Raw genomic sequence first — 16,732 nt, 5'->3', positions numbered from 1 at the left:
CTCTTCTACTTTATAATTATTTTCTAATAGTAATTCATCAAAGTATTTATTTTTAAAAATGCATTTATAATTAGACGCACTTAAAATTATTATAGGAATATTAATTATTTCAACTATACTTGATAATTTATCATTAACAGTTTTAATCTCATCTCTTATATAATTTTGTATACAAGTTTCTTCTTCTATTTCTTTTATTGTTCTTGAGATATATTGCTTGTTCATATAGAACTTATTTTTATTCAATTCATTTTCTTTATGTTTTTTATATATTATATTAATACATAAATCATTTAAAATACATAAGTTAATTGATATTTCATATATTGTATCAATTATCATAGAACCATAAATTTCTGTATAGGCTGCTACAATAGTAAATATTATAGGAACAATATATTTCTTAAAACTTCCTTTACTTTTTGCTTTTATATGAAATAATATAAAAAAAATAAACAATAAAATAATAAAAAATATACCATTAGTATTTGATATTTTATATATTGATATTAATAATATTGGTATTGCAATGATTGTAATAATTTCTAATAAATATAATAATTCACCGTATTCATTTAAAGGCATCAAGTTTCCCCCTTTATAACTGATAATAATATCTTTTCTATTTACAAAATTACATAGTTTTTGTCTGTTACCAAAAAATACTATTCTTGAGTATAAATTTCATATTTTCTTCTCTTTTTTTATCATATAAGTTATATTATCATAATTATATTAAATATTTTGTCACTTTCTGGATAGAAATAAAAAAGTTATACACGACAAAAAAAGCCTTATTCAAGGCTTTTTTCTGATTTTAATTCTTTTCTCAACTTTTTAAGAGCTTTTTTTTCAATTCTTGATACATACGAGCGTGATATGTCTAGCTTTTGAGATATTTCTCTTTGAGTTTTATATCCCAAAGGTGTAAGTCCATACCTTAATTGGATAATTTCTTTTTCTCGTTCTGTTAGAATTTTATCCAGTTTTTCATAAAGCTTACTTATTTGTACTTTTAGTTCAACCTGATCTATCACATAATCTGGCTCTGTACCTAATATATCTATTAAGCTAATGGAATTCCCTTCCTTATCTACACCAATAGGGTCTTGAAGAGAAACTTGCACCTTATTTTTTTTATTAGTTCTGATATTCATTAGAATTTCATTTTCTATACATTTTGATGCATAAGTTGCTAATCTAGTTCCCTTATCCACTTTAAATGTCTCAATGGCCTTAATTAAACCAATGGTACCTATTGATATAAGATCGTCTTGGTCCTCATTAGAATTATTATATTTTTTTGCTATATGAGCAACTAATCTCATGTTCCTCTCTATTAGTATTTCTTTAGCTTCTTGATTATTTTCATTTTTTAATAAAGATAAATAATGTATCTCTTCTTCAGGGGTTAATGGTTTTTCAAATGATTTTAGAATAGTCAACAGGCCACCCCCTTTTTTAGGTGTCACTCTAAATTATATGAAAGTGGCCTTCTAAAGTTGACTATTCTTTGTTAAATTTATTTTAAATTTTCACAGATTTCTTTAAAAATTGGAGTTGCTGATTTGCTTTCTTTTTCTGTTCCCTCAACTATAACAGTTATTGCATATTTAGGATTTATCTCTGGATAAAAGCCTGTAATCCATCCGTGAGATATGGCCTTACCATTCAAACTACTTTGAGCAGTTCCTGTTTTTACTCCACATCCACCTTGCAGATTTACTAATGCTTTAGCTGTACCTTCCTTTGATACTTTCATCATCATATTTTTGATTTTAGTCATAGTATAAGGAGATATTATGTCTGATTTTTTATTAGGTTTATATGCTTTTATAGTATTTTCATTATTATCTATAATACTATCATATATGTATAGTGGCATATATGTTCCATTATTAGCTATAATTTGAGTCAGCTGATTAATTTGAAGTGGAGTAAATTCTATATCAGCCTGACCAATAGCTAAGTTACTTAGAGCTATATTCTCTGGTAACTTAGAATCTTTTTCTTCATCTATTCCTATATCCACTTTTTCATCTAAATATAGTGTTTTTATAGCTTCATATATTTTTTCACTACCTACTCTTTTTGCTATATCATAAAATGCACAATTACAAGAGTTAGCAAATGCATCACTTATATCTTCTGCACCATGAGCAACATTATTATTACAATTTAAAACTTCACTAGAAGACCCTATTTTTATACTTCCATTGCAATTATATCTGTAATTTTCATCTATTACATTATTTTCTAATGCTGCATATAATACTACTAATTTAAATACAGATCCTGGGGGATATGTAACAGCCAATGCTCTATTTTGTAACTCTCCTTTAGTACTATCTTTATAATCTGAAATTTTATTTTGATTAAAGTTTGGCCTTGAGCACATTGCTAAAATTGCTCCTGATTTAATATCAGAAATTATAACTGCACTTGGATTTTCTTCTTTATCCATAAGTTTTTCTACTTTTTGTTGTATTTTAGAATCTATACTTAATTTTAGATGGGAAGAATTTTCGCTATTTGAATTTTCTTCAATACTACCCTTTAAGTATTTAAGACCTTTACTATTTACACCTGCTTTAAATACTGACACATAGTTTTTATTGCTATCTTTCAATTCTTCATTCATATATTTTTCTATTCCACTAACTCCATTATTTTCTGATTTTTTTATATATCCTATTAAATGAGTTAGTAAATTACTATTTGAGTATCTAACTGTCTTTTCTTTCACTAAAATATTTTTTTCTTTTAGTTCTTCTATTTTACTTTTATCAATATAGTCAATATCTATTTCAATAATTTCATTTGATAACTGTTCTTGTACAGATTTATATATATCTTCTTCAGTTAATTTTGTTGCTTTTTTTATAAGCGCAACATTTTTAAAATTGCCACTTACTATATCTTTTGGTACAAGCAATACCTTACTCTTTTTCTGATCTGTAAGAGGTAAATTATTTTTATCATAGATAATTCCTCTTCCACTATTTAGATTTATTGTTTCCAAACTTTGACTATCTATTTTACTTTCATATTCTTCATTTTTAAATATTGTTAAATTTACTATTTCGTATGTTAGATAAGTACACAATAATAAAAAAACAATAAAAAAAAATTTTATTCTTCTTTTTATTAATTTATTTGATGTATTTTTTTTCTTCCTCGTCATTTAATCACCTCTTATCCTTTGTAATTATTTTTAACAAGTAAAAGAAAAAAAATACTGAAATGGTAAATATTAAATAAAAAATTATTATTTTTATATATAAAAAATTTGCTTCACTCATGTAACCAAAGGCTTTGCCCGTTGCTCAAGTCACAACGTTGGAAATTAAAAAAAGCTTCCTATTGAAAGCTTTCATATTTTCGTTCAAAGAATCTATTTGCTTTTCCAAGAGCTTTTGTTAATACTTCTAATTCATTTCCTTTAAAATTCTCAAGTATTCCATCTATCATTTCCTTATGAAATACGCTATGAACATCAAAAACTTCTCTACCTGTTTCAGTAAGACTAACAAGAACTACTCTTCTATCTTCTTCTATTCTTTTTCTCTCAACATAGCCTTTTTTTATAAGTCTGTTTATGGCTGTAGTAAGAGTTCCCACTGTTATTCTTAAATCATGGGCAATTTCCCCCATTGTTCTATTTCCTTCCGTTCCAATAGCTTCTATTGTATGTATTTCTGTTATTGAAAGATTTTTAAACTCTGTATTTTTCATAGCTTTTTCTTCAATATGTAAAATGTCATTAAATAATTGTACTAATAATTTATTTAAAATTTCCTCTGTTCTATTTTCCATAATTTATACTCTCCGTCCTTTATATTCTAAATGTATTATAATAAATTTTTTAATTTAATTCAATTGCCATCATAGTATATTCTTACAATACATTACTATTTTAATTTTTTATATTTTATATTTATAATACCCATAAATCTTATCTATTAATTAAAATAAAAAAATTCACTTCGCTTAAGCCACTGCGTGGGCTCTCCACTTCATGTCGCCAACAGCTTCGCCCATTAGGTTGGAGATTATATGTTATCCATAAAACAGATAACATATAATTTCCTTCAATAAAAAATGCACATTTATTTTTATAACTGTGCATTTTAACATTATTACTTTATATAATCTATATTTTCTTCTAAATAAAATCCAGTCGTTAGATCTCTATGATCTATATTTTGTAATTCTTCTAGCCAACTTTTATCAAATTCCCAGTTATCTGGACTTTTTATAAATTCATCAATAGCTTTCCTATATACTTTTATTACTTCTTCAGTATATTTATTTGATTTCATATTTCCTTCTATAGTTAAAGTAGTAACACCTGATTTAATCATGTGTGGAATAAATTCTATCATACATAAATCCTTAGCAGCATAGAAAATTGTTCCACCCTCATCTTCATATATCGGGCAATATTGACCAGGTCTTTTTTCTTCTACTAAGTTATAGTGCTTTTCTTCATCATATTTATCTGCATCTCTACTTTTCAAATAATTTGATAATAATCTTCTTCCTGAATATGACATTACCATTGATCCATGTATAAATGCTTCTATTTCTAAGTCTAATGGTGCATTTTTTCTTATTTCTATTATATCTTTAAGAGCCAATTCTTTAGCTATTACAACTCTTCGAACACCTAAATCATAATAAAATTTTGCTGTCTCGTAGTTGTAAATGTTAGCTTGCATTCCCATATGAACTTTCATATTAGGTATTACTCTTCTAACTATTTCTAAAGTACCAGGCTCACATAATATTAAACCATCTACTTTTATTTCATTTAGCTTTAATAAATATTCTTCTAATTTAACAAAGTCATTATTGTGTGGTAATAATGATATAGTTACATAAACCTTTTTATTTCTTTCATGAGCAAAGTTTATACCTTCTTGTAAATCTTCCATAGAAAATTTATGTGAAATAGTATCCATTCCAAAAGTTTGTCCACCTATATATACAGAATCTGCTCCACTTTCAAGAGCTCCTTTTAATCCTTGTAAATCCTTGGCAAAAGATGATAATTCTAAGTTTAACATTATTCTTCAACCCTTTCTTTTTCTTTGTAACTTAGCGCTACTCCATCTCCTATAGGTATTAGCGATGTACTTAAGTAGTTACAGTTACATATATAGTCTAAGTAGTTTCTCATTCTTTTTACAATAGTTTTTTTTCTTCTCATAACAAGAGCATCATCAGCAATCATACCTTTGTAAAGAATATTATCTGAAATTAAAAGACCACCAACTTTAAGCTTATCTATTACTAAGTCATAGAATAGTTGATATTGACCTTTCGCTGCATCTAAGAAAATCATATCAAATTCGCCTTCAACATTTTTCAATAATTCTTCCGCATCCCCTTCTAATAAGGTAATATTATTATCAAATCCTGATCTTTCAAAGTTTTTCTTTGCTTGTTCAATCATTTTTTCATTTCTCTCTACTGTTATTATTTTAGCTTCTCCATTTGTAGAAGTTGAAAATAAAATAGATGAATATCCAATTGCACAACCTACTTCTAATATACTTTTAGGTTTTTGAACTTTTAATAAAACTTTTAATAAATCTGATACTTCTTTGTGCACAATAGGAACATTATACTCCACTGCATATTCTTCTAATTCTTTTAATAAACCATCTTTATCTTTTAGTGTTTCTCTTATATATCTTTCAACTTCATTATTTACGATATTACTCAATTCTTTCACTCCTTAATTTCTCACTTAATTTACTCTTTTCAAATTAATAGGATTATATCTTAAATTTTTAAGACATAATCCATAAAAACATAAAATCTTTACAATTAAAAAACTATCAATAATATACTTACCCTATTTATCCGTAGAGTAACTATTATTTCTCTCTTCTCTATCTTTTCTATATTGCTCCACATTTTTTACATGCTCTTCATAAGTTTTACTATAAGTATTTCCACCTTCTATGGTTGCCACGAAGTATAAATATTCTGTATTTGATGGGTATAAAACAGCTTCTATTGATTTTATACCTGGATTAGCAATAGGTGTAGGCGGTAATCCTTGAACCTTATAGGTATTATATGGAGAATCAATTTTTAAATCATTATAAGTTATACTTTTCTTTCTTTCCTTAAAAATATATTGAATTGTTGCATCAGATTGTAATGGCATGCCTATCTTTATCCTATTGTAAAATACACTTGATATTATTGGTCTATCTTCATCAAGTACAGCTTCCTTTTCTACTATAGAAGCTAAGTTAATCACCTCATATAAAGATTTTTTAAGTTCTTTTTGTCTTTTTTGTAATTTTTCAGTATATTTTGACTCAAAAGTCTCCAACATATGATTTAAAATTTCTTTTTCAGTTTTACTCTCATTAAAATAATAAGTACTTGGATATAAAAAACCTTCTAATGATACAATTTTTTCGTCAGCTAAAAATTTAAAGTTATCTTTAAATTCTTTAGGATTATTTATTAATTCTTCATAAATTTTTTTATCTCCTAATTTATTTTTAACAAGAATGTCAATAATTTCAAAAGAAGTAGAACCTTCTGGAACTGTTATTTTTATACCATCATTGTAAACTTTACCTTCAGATAAATCTTGAACTATATCCTTATTTGAATACGCTTGGTTAAATAAGTATTTTCCAGATTTAAGTTTTGAAGTATTATTACTTACTCTTACATATAATTTAAATAAAATTTTATTTTTAATTAACTTATTTTCTTTCAATATATTTGTAACTTGGCTTAACGTAGATCCTGTTGGTATATCAACTACAATATCCTCTTTATTATTTTTATTGTATGGACCTATTTGAGTAACTACAAAAATTGCTACAAGAATCAAAATAAGAATTGAAATTACTATAGCCACCATAATTTTTTTACTTTTATAATTGTTCAAATTCATAAGTTGCTAACTCCTTATCTCTTTTATATCCTTTTTATTATAAATCTAAGGTTAAAATATTTCAATAAAAATGTCAGAATTAAAAAAATTCGCTTTACTCAAACTAGTATATTCTATAAATAAAATTCAAATCTCTTCTCTGATTCAATTTAAAAATAAAAAAAAGCTTAACTTTATTTTTTACAAGTTAAGCTTTTTTAAACATTTAACTAGAATTTACTTATTCCATCTTTTGTCACGACACCATATATTAATTTTTTAGGTTCAGCTTTTTCTTCGCTTATTATATAAGCATTTTTAAATCTTCTCTTTGCATCTTCAAATTTATTTTCTCTATTAAAGTGCATAACTGCTAAAGTATCTCCTTCGTTTACAAAGTCTCCTACTTTTTTCTTTAGTATTATACCTGCACTTAAATCTAGTTTATCTTCTTTAGTTTCTCTTCCTGCACCAAGTACCATTGCACTAACTCCAACAGCTTCAGCTTCTATTTTATCTATGAAACCTGTTTTGTCAGATTTTATTTCAACTATATGGTTTGCCTCAGGCAATAAAGAATAATCATCTGCTACTTCAGGATTCCCTCCTTGATTTGAAACAAACTCTTTGAATTTTTTTAAAGCAGCACCAGATTCTAGTGCTTCTTTAATTCTTCTTACTCCATCTTCATAATCTGAAGCTATTTTAGATGATACTAACATATAAGCACCTAATGTCTCACAAAGTGTCATAAAATCTTTTGGACCTCTTCCTTTTAAGGCTTCTATGGCTTCTATAACTTCTAATGAGTTACCAACAGCACTTCCTAAAGGTTCGTCCATATCACTTATTATAGCTATGGTTTCTCTATTCATAGCTGTTCCAATTTCCACCATTTCCTTAGCTAATGCGAAAGAGTCATCTAAAGTTTTCATAAATGCTCCGTCTCCAGTTTTAACATCTAAAACTATTGCATCAGCTCCAGAGGCTAATTTTTTACACATAATAGATGCAGCTATTAACGATATATTATCAACTGTTGCTGTAACATCTCTAAGAGCATACATTTTTTTATCAGCAACTGCTATTGATGCCGTTTGACCACAAACAGCTATTTTTATATCATTTACTGAATCTATAAATTTCTTAGAGCTCATTTCTATTGAAAATCCCGGTATAGCTTCTAGCTTATCTAAAGTTCCTCCTGTATGTCCAAGACCTCTCCCTGACATTTTAGCCACAGGAACACCACAAGCTGCCATTAAAGGTGCTAGGGCAATTGTAGTCTTATCTCCCACTCCTCCTGTTGAGTGTTTATCAACTTTAACACCATTTATTGCAGATAAATCCATTACTTCTCCTGAATTCATCATTGCTTCTGTTAAATAAGCAGTCTCTTGCTTATTCATTTTATTTAAATATATAGCCATTAAAAGAGCTGATGCTTGATAATCTGGAATTTGCCCCTTTGAATATCTATCTACAAAAAAATCTATTTCTTCTTTTGTTAAAACTTCTTTATCTCTTTTTTTTCTTATTATATCGTATATTCTCATTGCTGCCTCCTAAAGATTCACTTTGCTACATTATTTCATTTTTAAAACTTTCACCATTATTAGGTAACTTAACATTTAATATATCTGCTACAGTAGCTCCTATATCTGCAAAGCTTTTTCTTATTCCTAAGTTTATTCCATTTTTAATATTTTTACCATACACAAGTACTGGTATATATTCTCTAGTGTGATCAGTACCTTTGTAAGTAGGATCATTTCCATGGTCTGCATTTATTATTAATATATCATCTTCTTTCATTGATGATATTATTTCAGGTATTCTAGCATCAAATTCTTCTAAAGCTTCTTTATATCCTAAAGAGTTTCTTCTGTGTCCATATTTTGAATCAAAATCAACTAGATTTGTGAAGATTACTCCATTATTTTCTTTTTTAATATAATTTATAGTTTGATCTACACCATCCATATTATCTTTAGTGTGTATAGCTTCAGTTATACCTTGTCCATTAAATATATCTTCTATTTTTCCCACACCTATAACATCTAAATTAGATTCTTTTATTGTGTCTAATACTGTAGATTCAAATGGATTTAATGAGTAGTCTCTTCTGTTAGAAGTTCTTTCAAACTTACCTGCCTTTTCCCCTATATAAGGTCTTGCTATTATTCTAGCTACAGCATTATCACCCATCATTATTTCTCTTGCAATTTCACACATTTTATATAGCTCTTCAAGAGGTATTACTTCTTCATGAGCTGCAATTTGGAATACACTATCTGCTGAAGTATATACTATTACATCTCCTGTTTTCATTTGATGTTCACCATACTCATCAAGTATAGCTGTTCCAGAAGCTGGCTTATTTCCAACTACTTTTCTTCCAGTTCTTTTTTCAAACTCATCTATTATTTCTTTTGTAAATCCATCTGGGAATGTTTTAAAAGGCTTTTCCACCACTACACCAGTCATTTCCCAGTGTCCTGTTGTTGTATCTTTTCCACATGATAATTCATCACATTTACCAAATGAACCTATTGGATTTTCTGTCTTTGGTAAATAATCTATTCCATCTATATTTCCAAGACCTAATTTAATCATATTAGGTATTTTAATATCTTTATGATTTTTAACTATATTACCTAAAGTATTTACTCCCACATCTCCAAATTCTTGTGAATCCTTAAGCGCTCCTACACCAACGCTATCTATAACCATCCATATTACTCTATTCATACAAATTTCCTCCTTATATGTCTTCTTTTTTCCTTGGATGCTTGTCCTTAATTTCTTTCCTAACATTATTGTCCATTTGGTTTAAATATAGCTGTAAACTAGACAAATTAGAGTTTCCTAAAATTCTACTTACAACAGCCACATTTGCACCTCCTTTTAGTAAATGTATGGCAAATGAATGTCTAAGTATACTAGGATTAATATTTTTACTTATATTAGCCATATTAGCATATTTTTTGATAACTTTCCAAAGACCCTGTCTTGTGAACCTTTGTCCTTGGGCATTAACAAATAATGCTTCTTCATCTGTTTTAGCTAAATTGACTCTTCCTTCTTTTATATATTTTTCCAGATATAATTTAGTTATTTCACAAAGAGGTATTACTCTTTGATTCTTTCCTGTATTACAATATAGATAATCAATTTGCAAGTCTACATCTTGTAGATTTAGTTCAACAAGTTCTGAAACTCTTATTCCTGTACCATATAATGTTTCAAAAATAGCCTTATCCCTTATCTTTTTAGGGCTATCTAAATCAGGAAACTTCAAAAGAGCTTCAACTTCTTCTTCAGTTAAAATTTCAACATTTTCTCTTTTTATTTTTGGTTTTTTTATATTATTAGCTGGATTGGTTTCGCTAATACGATTTAAAAATAAATATTCATGAAAAGACTTAACAGAAGAAGTTACTCTTGATACTGTAGCAACAGAAATATTTTGTTTTTCTAAATTCACCAGAAAATTAATAATATCATACTCTGCTACATCTTTAATTTCAATATGCTCAGACTGCAAATAATCTATATACTTTTTAATATCCGTATAATATGAACATATGGTATTTTCTGATAATTTTTTTTTGCATTTAATATAATCAATATATTGTTGTAAAACTTCCATAAATAACTCCTTTTATCTTACTAGGAATTGCAAAATGCCAATGCTAATTGCATTTAATAATAATTGTGCTGATGTACAAACTATTATTATAATAATACCATTTAACAAGTATCTTCTACCTAAAAATAAGATCCCTTCTTTTCTTCCTCGTTTATATTCTTCGTAAATATTTCTAATGTAGTAAAAACTAAATGCAATAATTAATATTGCCCCTGGTATTATAATAAAATTTTTTATTACCATAATCAATATCATTTTTATACTTTTAAGCTTAATTAATAAAATTAAGCTATTAATAGTATAGCCTATTGATATTCCTTTTAATAAAAAACTTATTATAGCTAATGGAAAAGTAAGTACAAACAATGAAAATAATACTATACTCCCTAAGAAAATAATATTTTCTCTCAAATTAGAAAAAATTACAGCACTTATGTTTATATCACTTCCCTGGCTATAGTAGTCATACAAATTATTTATACTATCTAGTACTATATCTTGTCCATTTGAAAAAATCTTATTTAAATAAGTTCCTATAGCCACAAATACAATAAAAATAACGCTTAAATAAATTATTTCTTTACTTACTCTTAAATTATCTTTTTTTCTTATTGTTTTTCTCAAATTTATAACCTCCTCTTATCCTAACATATATTTATGTTATCAAAGAGGAGGTTATGCTTTATATTAATTCTTTAGTTAATAATAATCCAATAACAGTTTTTGAATCACAAATCTCGTTGCTAATAACCATATTGTAAGCTTCTTCTCTATCAATCTCGTAAACCTCTAAAAATTCATCTTCTTCCAAGTGACTCTCCCCTGGAATTAAATTTTTAGCTAGATAAATAAATACCATCTGATTAGAAAATCCTGGTGTAGTATAGTACTTATGAATTAATTTTAAACTGTCTACACTATAACCCGTTTCTTCTTTTAATTCTCTTATAGCACAATCAAGGGGTGTCTCACCAATTTCAATTTTACCAGCAGGTAGTTCATATAATTCTCTTTCTATTGCTTTTCTGTATTGCTTAACTAATACAATTTTATTATCATCTGTTATGGCAACTATAGCCACTGCGCCTTTATGTTCAATTATTTCCCTTTTTTGATATCCTTTATTAGGCACCTCCACTGTGTCTACTCTAAGCTGAATAGTTTTACCAGTGTAAATTAAATCACTACTTACAGTAGTCTCCTTCGTTATCATCACAAACCTCCATTAAGTAATATGCAGCCGTACTTGCCGCATCGAAAAATTCCTTATCTTGTTCGTAATTTCTGCCCATACTTCTTGCTTTAAGGTTAAAATAATCCAAATCTTCTTTACATTTATTATTTTCCAGATAAATTATATTATGTTTATCAAATAATTTATTATCTTTTACTTGTTTTTTTATGTAATCAAATTTTTCTTTATCATAAATAGTTACAGGAATATTTACATTCACATTTACAATTTCTTTAAATATGGTAATTGCATGATGTGATATTCCCCTATGTCTTTCTCTTAAATCAGCAAAACTTATCCTAGGAATAGCTATAGGATTTCCTCCTAGTTTTCTAACAGCATCTAATATAGGTCCTTGCTCCATACCTGTAAATCCATATTTAGTACCAGTTCCTGCTATACCAGGTCCCATAGATACAAACACTGCATCAGCCTTAATTATTTCTTTTGCTGTAATTAAAGCTGTATATATATTAATACATTCATAATCACCGCCAAAAGCATTTCCAATAGTAATAGTACTATCAATTAAGTTTTTTTCTTTTAGGTTTTGTACATTTTTACTTAAATAAATCGGAAGCGCTGCTCCGTCAGTCATTATATATACTAGCTTTTTGTTTGGATTATGTCTTTTGTATGATGCTACAAAAGGAATTAACATACTATGAAGCGTCCCTACAACAACTGGCATATCATCTAAAGTTTCAAAGTTATTTATTATATCATGATATTCACTTTCATGATCTTCTACAGCATTTACTTTTATTTGATAAGGAGTGTATCTAAGCTTCATTATATGACCACCTGGTGATAAATCAGATTCTTTGTTATTTAAATTTGCTATAACAAAGTGATATCCACCAGTACCAAGACTTAGTTCAACTGCAGTAGTATTTAATATTACTTCATCGCCTATATTTACTTCTCCAGTTATTTTAGGATAGTTATAAGCTCTTTGTATTTGTCCATTAATATTAACTCTTATATCATCTAATACTTCACTACTATCAGCTATTTCCTCTACTATTCCTACTTTTTTACTAATCATAAGATTACCTTCCCAATCTATCAATAAAATTTAATACTTTGTTTTTTTCTATAATTTTTGTTAAAGAAAATTTTTCAGTTAATATGTGTATTAATATTAAAAATATTAACCATGCTATTCTTACATTAAGCGTGTAACCAAGCGCCATTAAGATACCTATAGATATTCCAAGTACATTTGAACCAGTATCCCCCATCATAGCTTTTGCTTTTAAATCATAATTAAAATAAGCAATTACATTTGGAAGTATTAATAAAGGTAACATTTGTATATAACCAGTTAATGTAAATAAGATTATAATTATTATAACTAAATATACCTTTATTGCTCTACCAGGTCTTAAGTCAAATAAATTCATAAAGTTAGTGGACAATGCTATAATCAAAGTATTTACTATAATATCAATAATATTTTTAGATATACACACTGATATTATAAGTCCTACAAAACCTCCAAATAAGGCCTTAAATCCTCCTGTTGTAAGTTTTCCTTTAAAAAGACTTTTAAAGTGACCCTTTAGTCCACTTACATCTCTATTTCCTATGGTATCATCTATTATACCTGCAAAAAACATAGCCATCATTCCAAATATAAATAAAAATAAACATGTCATGCTTACAAAATCTACTGTAAAAAATGCCACAATAATTCCGTTTATAATTATCATTGGAAGAAAGACTATCCCCATACTAACAGGTATCATTTCTCCTTTGTAATTAGGTCTTATACAATTGCTATCAACTAGTAAGTTTTTGAATAAAGGTATCATTAGGTATGTTCCTATTAAGCCTAACAAAAATATTATTCCTCTAAATACATATGAATACAATATATTACCTCCATTCTTTTTTCTTTTGTTTTAGTACTTTCTTAATGTGATAATATTGTTTTCCTCTATGAATAAAGCCTTTTAAATCTCTTCCCGTTTCACTATGAGTCATATTAACTAGTACTTCTTTTATTCTATATCCATATTTTAATATGTCTATGGTCATACCGACTTCCACGCCATATCCAAATGGAATTTCATCAAATTTTTCTAATACTTCTTTTTTAAACAATCTTTGACCTGATAAAGTAGCGTCTAATTCTACTCCCGTCATTTCAAGTACAGATTCTTTTGCAAGGCCTTTAACAAATCCAAGTCCTCCCTTTTTCTTTGCAGGAGGGAACTTTGCTATTATAACATCTGCTTCATCATTTAATATTGGTGTTATTAATTTTGAGATTTCATTTGATGAACTACCAAGATCTGCATCTAAAAAACCTATGATATCGGCTTTTGTCATGGCAACTTTTAAACCATTATTTAAAGCATAACCCTTACCTCTATTTTTGTCTTGAGTTATAACAGTTATTTTATCACTTTTTACTTCTTTAGCTACCTTTGAAGTATTATCACTAGAACCATCATCGACTACTATTATTTCACTTATTTCTTCAATATTTTTTATATTTTCTAGTGTATCCTTAATTTTATTTTCTTCGTTATATGCTGGTATTATTATACTTAAATAAGGATTCATTTTCTTATTCTCCTTTAATTATTAGTTATTTTCATAAGCAATTAGTTCTTTTGCTAAATCAGAATTTCCATAATTACCAACTATGTTTTGATTTTTTAATAATGTAGTTAGAGAAATTTTACCCATACCTTCATTTATATTATCTATTGTTGATATATTATTTTCTGAATATAATTTTAAAATTTCATTATTGCTATCACTTTGAGTAACAGCCACTAAGTATTTGTTTTCTTCTTTTAATCCATCTAAAACTAATTTTTCTTTTGCATCAAACTTTACTTTCGCATCTTTTCCAGTTAATTCTCCAAGTAAAACTACTGAATCATAATCTTGGTATTTCTTTTCGTCTATATTATTTATTTTTATTACACCTAAATCTTCTAAAGCGTATAATTGGTCATATCCTTTTGTACTACCTAAAGAGCTTATTATGTAGTTTATTACATCTTGTGATGATTTAAATGTTTTATTTAAATCTTTAGATAAATTAGCTAACTTTTCCTCATCACTTATATTATCTTTTATTACTATATTGAAAGATACTTTACCATTAGCATTTGTTATTAATTTTTCTATTTCTTCGCTGTAGTCATGGTTTTCGCTTGTTAGTATTATTCCAGTATTTTTATCTGTTAATACATCTGCTGTTAATACATCAACATTTTTATCAATATATTCTCTTGTTGCTTCTATATCTCCATTTAACGATTCAATTTCCGCTTGTAAATTTTTATTCTTATCCTTTAGATCTTCAAATTCTGTATTAAAGCTTTCAAGTACTTCACTTTGTTGCTTACTTAAAGCTTGATCATAGTTTAAGTTAAATCCAACTAGTATTCCTACACCTAAAGCTATAAATATAGCACCAATTGTGACTATATAGTACTTCATATTTATATTCATATTAATCCTCCTAATTTATATATTACATATTTAATAGTAATTTTAATTTTAACTGTATTATTCTGATAAATTGCTGTGTTGTTGGTGATAAATAAGCAAGTATTAGTACTGGGAATAATGCTGCTATTATCATAGCCCAAATATATTTGATTTTCAATTTGCTTTTATATAGTAGGTTAACACCTTTAGCATCTATTAATTTAGACCCTATTTTTAATCTTACAAGGAATGTACTAGCCATACCTTTTCTTCCTTTTTCCAAGAAGTCTATCATGTTAGAATGTGTCCCAACTGCAACAATTAGCTCTGCTCCATATTCATAAGCTGTAAGCATAGCAATATCTTCACTTGTTCCAGGTGCTGGAAACACTATTGCATCAAGTCCTAAATCTTGTATTCTTTTTAGTCCTGGTGCCCTTCCATCCACATAAGCATGTACAACTATTTCACCTGCTTTTTTTAGTGTTTCATCACTAACACTGTCCATATCTCCAACTATAACATCTGGAACATATCCAAATTCTACTAAAGCATCTGCACCACCATCTACTCCTACAAGCACTGGTTTTACTTCTTCTATGTAAGAAATTATTGTACTTAAGTCTTCTTTGTAATCTTGCCCTCTAACTACAACTAATACGTGTCTATCCTTGTATTTTGTTTTTACTTTAGGGATTTCAACTTCTCCTAAGATGAAGCCTTTTTCTTTTTTTGCATATTCTATAGTATTATCTATGAATCTATCTAATTCTACAGACATATTATCATAAGCTTCTTTTATTTTTATAGATACTTTTTCTTTGTCTAGTACACTACCTTCTCCCAAAAGTTGTCCATCTCTATAGATTTGCCCATTGTTTACTTCTATTATTTGCCCTTCTTTTAATTCATCAAATAATTCTTGTCCAACATTATCTATAATTAAAATATTTTTATCTGTTAATATTCCTGGCCCTTTATTTGGATATTTCCCACTTATAGACTGGGCTGCGTTAATTACTAATTTTACTTTACCTTCTACAAGGGAATTGGCAGCTACTTCATCTATATCCATATGATTGATAACTGCAATTTCTCCCCCTGTAAGTCTCTTCGCAAGCCTTTTTGTTTTTCTATCTACTTTAATAGGGGCTTCCACTCTCATAATTAAAACCTCCGATATTTTATTAAAATCATATAACATTATAACATTATTTAAGAACAAAGGAAATATTTTATAGTTTTATAAATTATTATATGTTTTTTTATTTTTAAAAAACGATTAGTTATATTTCTTGTATTTTTTCAATAAGCAAACTTTTTTCATTTAAACCTGGTTTGATTATCACTTCTTTTAAAAGATAATTAAGAATTTCTCCTACCGCTTTATTTTCATAACCTAATGCCATAATATCTTTTCCATTTACTTTTAAATTTTTTACTGTATAACATTCATTATTTTCTTCAATTTCTTTCAATA

The 16,732-nt window shown here is 27.3% G+C and carries 17 protein-coding genes and 1 pseudogene; all 18 read right to left on the bottom strand.

Annotation, left to right across the window (positions count from 1 at the left end):
* A partial coding sequence (locus tag QX51_RS08095) for a hypothetical protein (protein ID WP_039679407.1) occupies positions 1-585 on the bottom strand: 585 nt, incomplete at its 3' end.
* 209 nt (positions 586-794) lie between these two features.
* Positions 795-1,445, bottom strand: a complete 651-nt coding sequence (gene sigK / locus QX51_RS08090) for an RNA polymerase sporulation sigma factor SigK (RefSeq protein WP_039679406.1) — start codon at positions 1,443-1,445, stop codon at positions 795-797.
* Positions 1,446-1,522: 77 nt separating this feature from the next.
* The gene (locus QX51_RS08085; protein ID WP_039679405.1) at positions 1,523-3,184 is read right to left on the bottom strand and encodes a peptidoglycan D,D-transpeptidase FtsI family protein; all 1,662 of its coding nucleotides are present in this window, start codon (positions 3,182-3,184) and stop codon (positions 1,523-1,525) included.
* A gap of 176 nt (positions 3,185-3,360) precedes the next feature.
* Positions 3,361-3,816 (bottom strand): MarR family winged helix-turn-helix transcriptional regulator, encoded by a 456-nt coding sequence (locus QX51_RS08080; protein WP_039679404.1) that lies wholly within the window; start codon positions 3,814-3,816, stop codon positions 3,361-3,363.
* A gap of 323 nt (positions 3,817-4,139) precedes the next feature.
* Positions 4,140-5,069: a peptidase U32 family protein gene (locus QX51_RS08075; protein WP_039679403.1), complete on the bottom strand. Its 930-nt coding sequence runs from the start codon at positions 5,067-5,069 to the stop codon at positions 4,140-4,142.
* Entirely contained in the window at positions 5,069-5,731 is a 663-nt protein-coding gene (locus tag QX51_RS08070) for an O-methyltransferase (RefSeq protein WP_039679402.1), read from the bottom strand. The genes QX51_RS08075 and QX51_RS08070 overlap by 1 nt, the downstream gene beginning before the upstream one ends.
* A 132-nt stretch (positions 5,732-5,863) precedes the next feature.
* Entirely contained in the window at positions 5,864-6,931 is a 1,068-nt protein-coding gene (gene mltG, locus QX51_RS08065) for an endolytic transglycosylase MltG (protein ID WP_039679401.1), read from the bottom strand.
* Positions 6,932-7,140: 209 nt separating this feature from the next.
* Positions 7,141-8,466, bottom strand: coding sequence for a pyrimidine-nucleoside phosphorylase (locus QX51_RS08060; protein WP_039679400.1), 1,326 nt, complete (start codon positions 8,464-8,466; stop codon positions 7,141-7,143).
* 25 nt (positions 8,467-8,491) lie between these two features.
* Positions 8,492-9,661: a phosphopentomutase gene (locus QX51_RS08055; protein WP_039679399.1), complete on the bottom strand. Its 1,170-nt coding sequence runs from the start codon at positions 9,659-9,661 to the stop codon at positions 8,492-8,494.
* Positions 9,662-9,674: 13 nt separating this feature from the next.
* Entirely contained in the window at positions 9,675-10,562 is an 888-nt protein-coding gene (locus tag QX51_RS08050; RefSeq protein WP_039679398.1) for a tyrosine-type recombinase/integrase, read from the bottom strand.
* Positions 10,563-10,574: 12 nt separating this feature from the next.
* Entirely contained in the window at positions 10,575-11,186 is a 612-nt protein-coding gene (locus QX51_RS08045; protein WP_039679397.1) for a stage II sporulation protein M, read from the bottom strand.
* 58 nt (positions 11,187-11,244) lie between these two features.
* Positions 11,245-11,775 carry an NUDIX hydrolase gene (locus QX51_RS08040; protein ID WP_039679396.1) on the bottom strand — a complete coding sequence of 177 codons (531 nt, stop codon included), beginning with the start codon at positions 11,773-11,775 and terminating at the stop codon, positions 11,245-11,247.
* Entirely contained in the window at positions 11,747-12,844 is a 1,098-nt protein-coding gene (locus QX51_RS08035; RefSeq protein WP_039679395.1) for a DUF3866 family protein, read from the bottom strand. The genes QX51_RS08040 and QX51_RS08035 overlap by 29 nt, the downstream gene beginning before the upstream one ends.
* 4 nt (positions 12,845-12,848) lie before the next feature.
* Entirely contained in the window at positions 12,849-13,613 is a 765-nt protein-coding gene (locus QX51_RS08030; protein WP_079764706.1) for a glycosyl transferase, read from the bottom strand.
* Between the two features lie 64 nt (positions 13,614-13,677).
* A complete protein-coding gene (locus tag QX51_RS08025) occupies positions 13,678-14,370 on the bottom strand; it encodes a glycosyltransferase family 2 protein (protein WP_039679393.1) in 693 nt (230 codons plus the stop codon).
* Between the two features lie 21 nt (positions 14,371-14,391).
* A complete protein-coding gene (locus tag QX51_RS08020) occupies positions 14,392-15,273 on the bottom strand; it encodes a copper transporter (protein WP_039679392.1) in 882 nt (293 codons plus the stop codon).
* A gap of 22 nt (positions 15,274-15,295) precedes the next feature.
* The gene (gene steA / locus QX51_RS08015; protein WP_039679391.1) at positions 15,296-16,417 is read right to left on the bottom strand and encodes a putative cytokinetic ring protein SteA; all 1,122 of its coding nucleotides are present in this window, start codon (positions 16,415-16,417) and stop codon (positions 15,296-15,298) included.
* Positions 16,418-16,538: 121 nt separating this feature from the next.
* Positions 16,539-16,732 (bottom strand): annotated as a pseudogene (locus QX51_RS20640) (CCA tRNA nucleotidyltransferase); the annotation flags it as partial.

The organism is Terrisporobacter othiniensis, assembly GCF_000808015.1.
GTDB lineage: Bacteria > Bacillota > Clostridia > Peptostreptococcales > Peptostreptococcaceae > Terrisporobacter > Terrisporobacter muris.
The sequence above is the reverse complement of the archived record's forward strand: the minus strand, read 5'-3'. Positions and strand labels throughout refer to the sequence as shown.

Coding starts and splice junctions, on each gene's coding strand:
- QX51_RS08085 (WP_039679405.1), bottom strand. CDS start 3,184: ATGACGAGGAAGAAAAAAAATACATCAAATAAATTAATAAAAAGAAGA.
- QX51_RS08080 (WP_039679404.1), bottom strand. CDS start 3,816: ATGGAAAATAGAACAGAGGAAATTTTAAATAAATTATTAGTACAATTA.
- QX51_RS08075 (WP_039679403.1), bottom strand. CDS start 5,069: ATGTTAAACTTAGAATTATCATCTTTTGCCAAGGATTTACAAGGATTA.
- mltG (WP_039679401.1), bottom strand. CDS start 6,931: ATGAATTTGAACAATTATAAAAGTAAAAAAATTATGGTGGCTATAGTA.
- QX51_RS08060 (WP_039679400.1), bottom strand. CDS start 8,466: ATGAGAATATACGATATAATAAGAAAAAAAAGAGATAAAGAAGTTTTA.
- QX51_RS08055 (WP_039679399.1), bottom strand. CDS start 9,661: ATGAATAGAGTAATATGGATGGTTATAGATAGCGTTGGTGTAGGAGCG.
- QX51_RS08050 (WP_039679398.1), bottom strand. CDS start 10,562: ATGGAAGTTTTACAACAATATATTGATTATATTAAATGCAAAAAAAAA.
- QX51_RS08040 (WP_039679396.1), bottom strand. CDS start 11,775: ATGATAACGAAGGAGACTACTGTAAGTAGTGATTTAATTTACACTGGT.
- QX51_RS08035 (WP_039679395.1), bottom strand. CDS start 12,844: ATGATTAGTAAAAAAGTAGGAATAGTAGAGGAAATAGCTGATAGTAGT.
- QX51_RS08030 (WP_079764706.1), bottom strand. CDS start 13,613: ATGATACCTTTATTCAAAAACTTACTAGTTGATAGCAATTGTATAAGA.
- QX51_RS08025 (WP_039679393.1), bottom strand. CDS start 14,370: ATGAATCCTTATTTAAGTATAATAATACCAGCATATAACGAAGAAAAT.
- QX51_RS08020 (WP_039679392.1), bottom strand. CDS start 15,273: ATGAATATAAATATGAAGTACTATATAGTCACAATTGGTGCTATATTT.
- steA (WP_039679391.1), bottom strand. CDS start 16,417: ATGAGAGTGGAAGCCCCTATTAAAGTAGATAGAAAAACAAAAAGGCTT.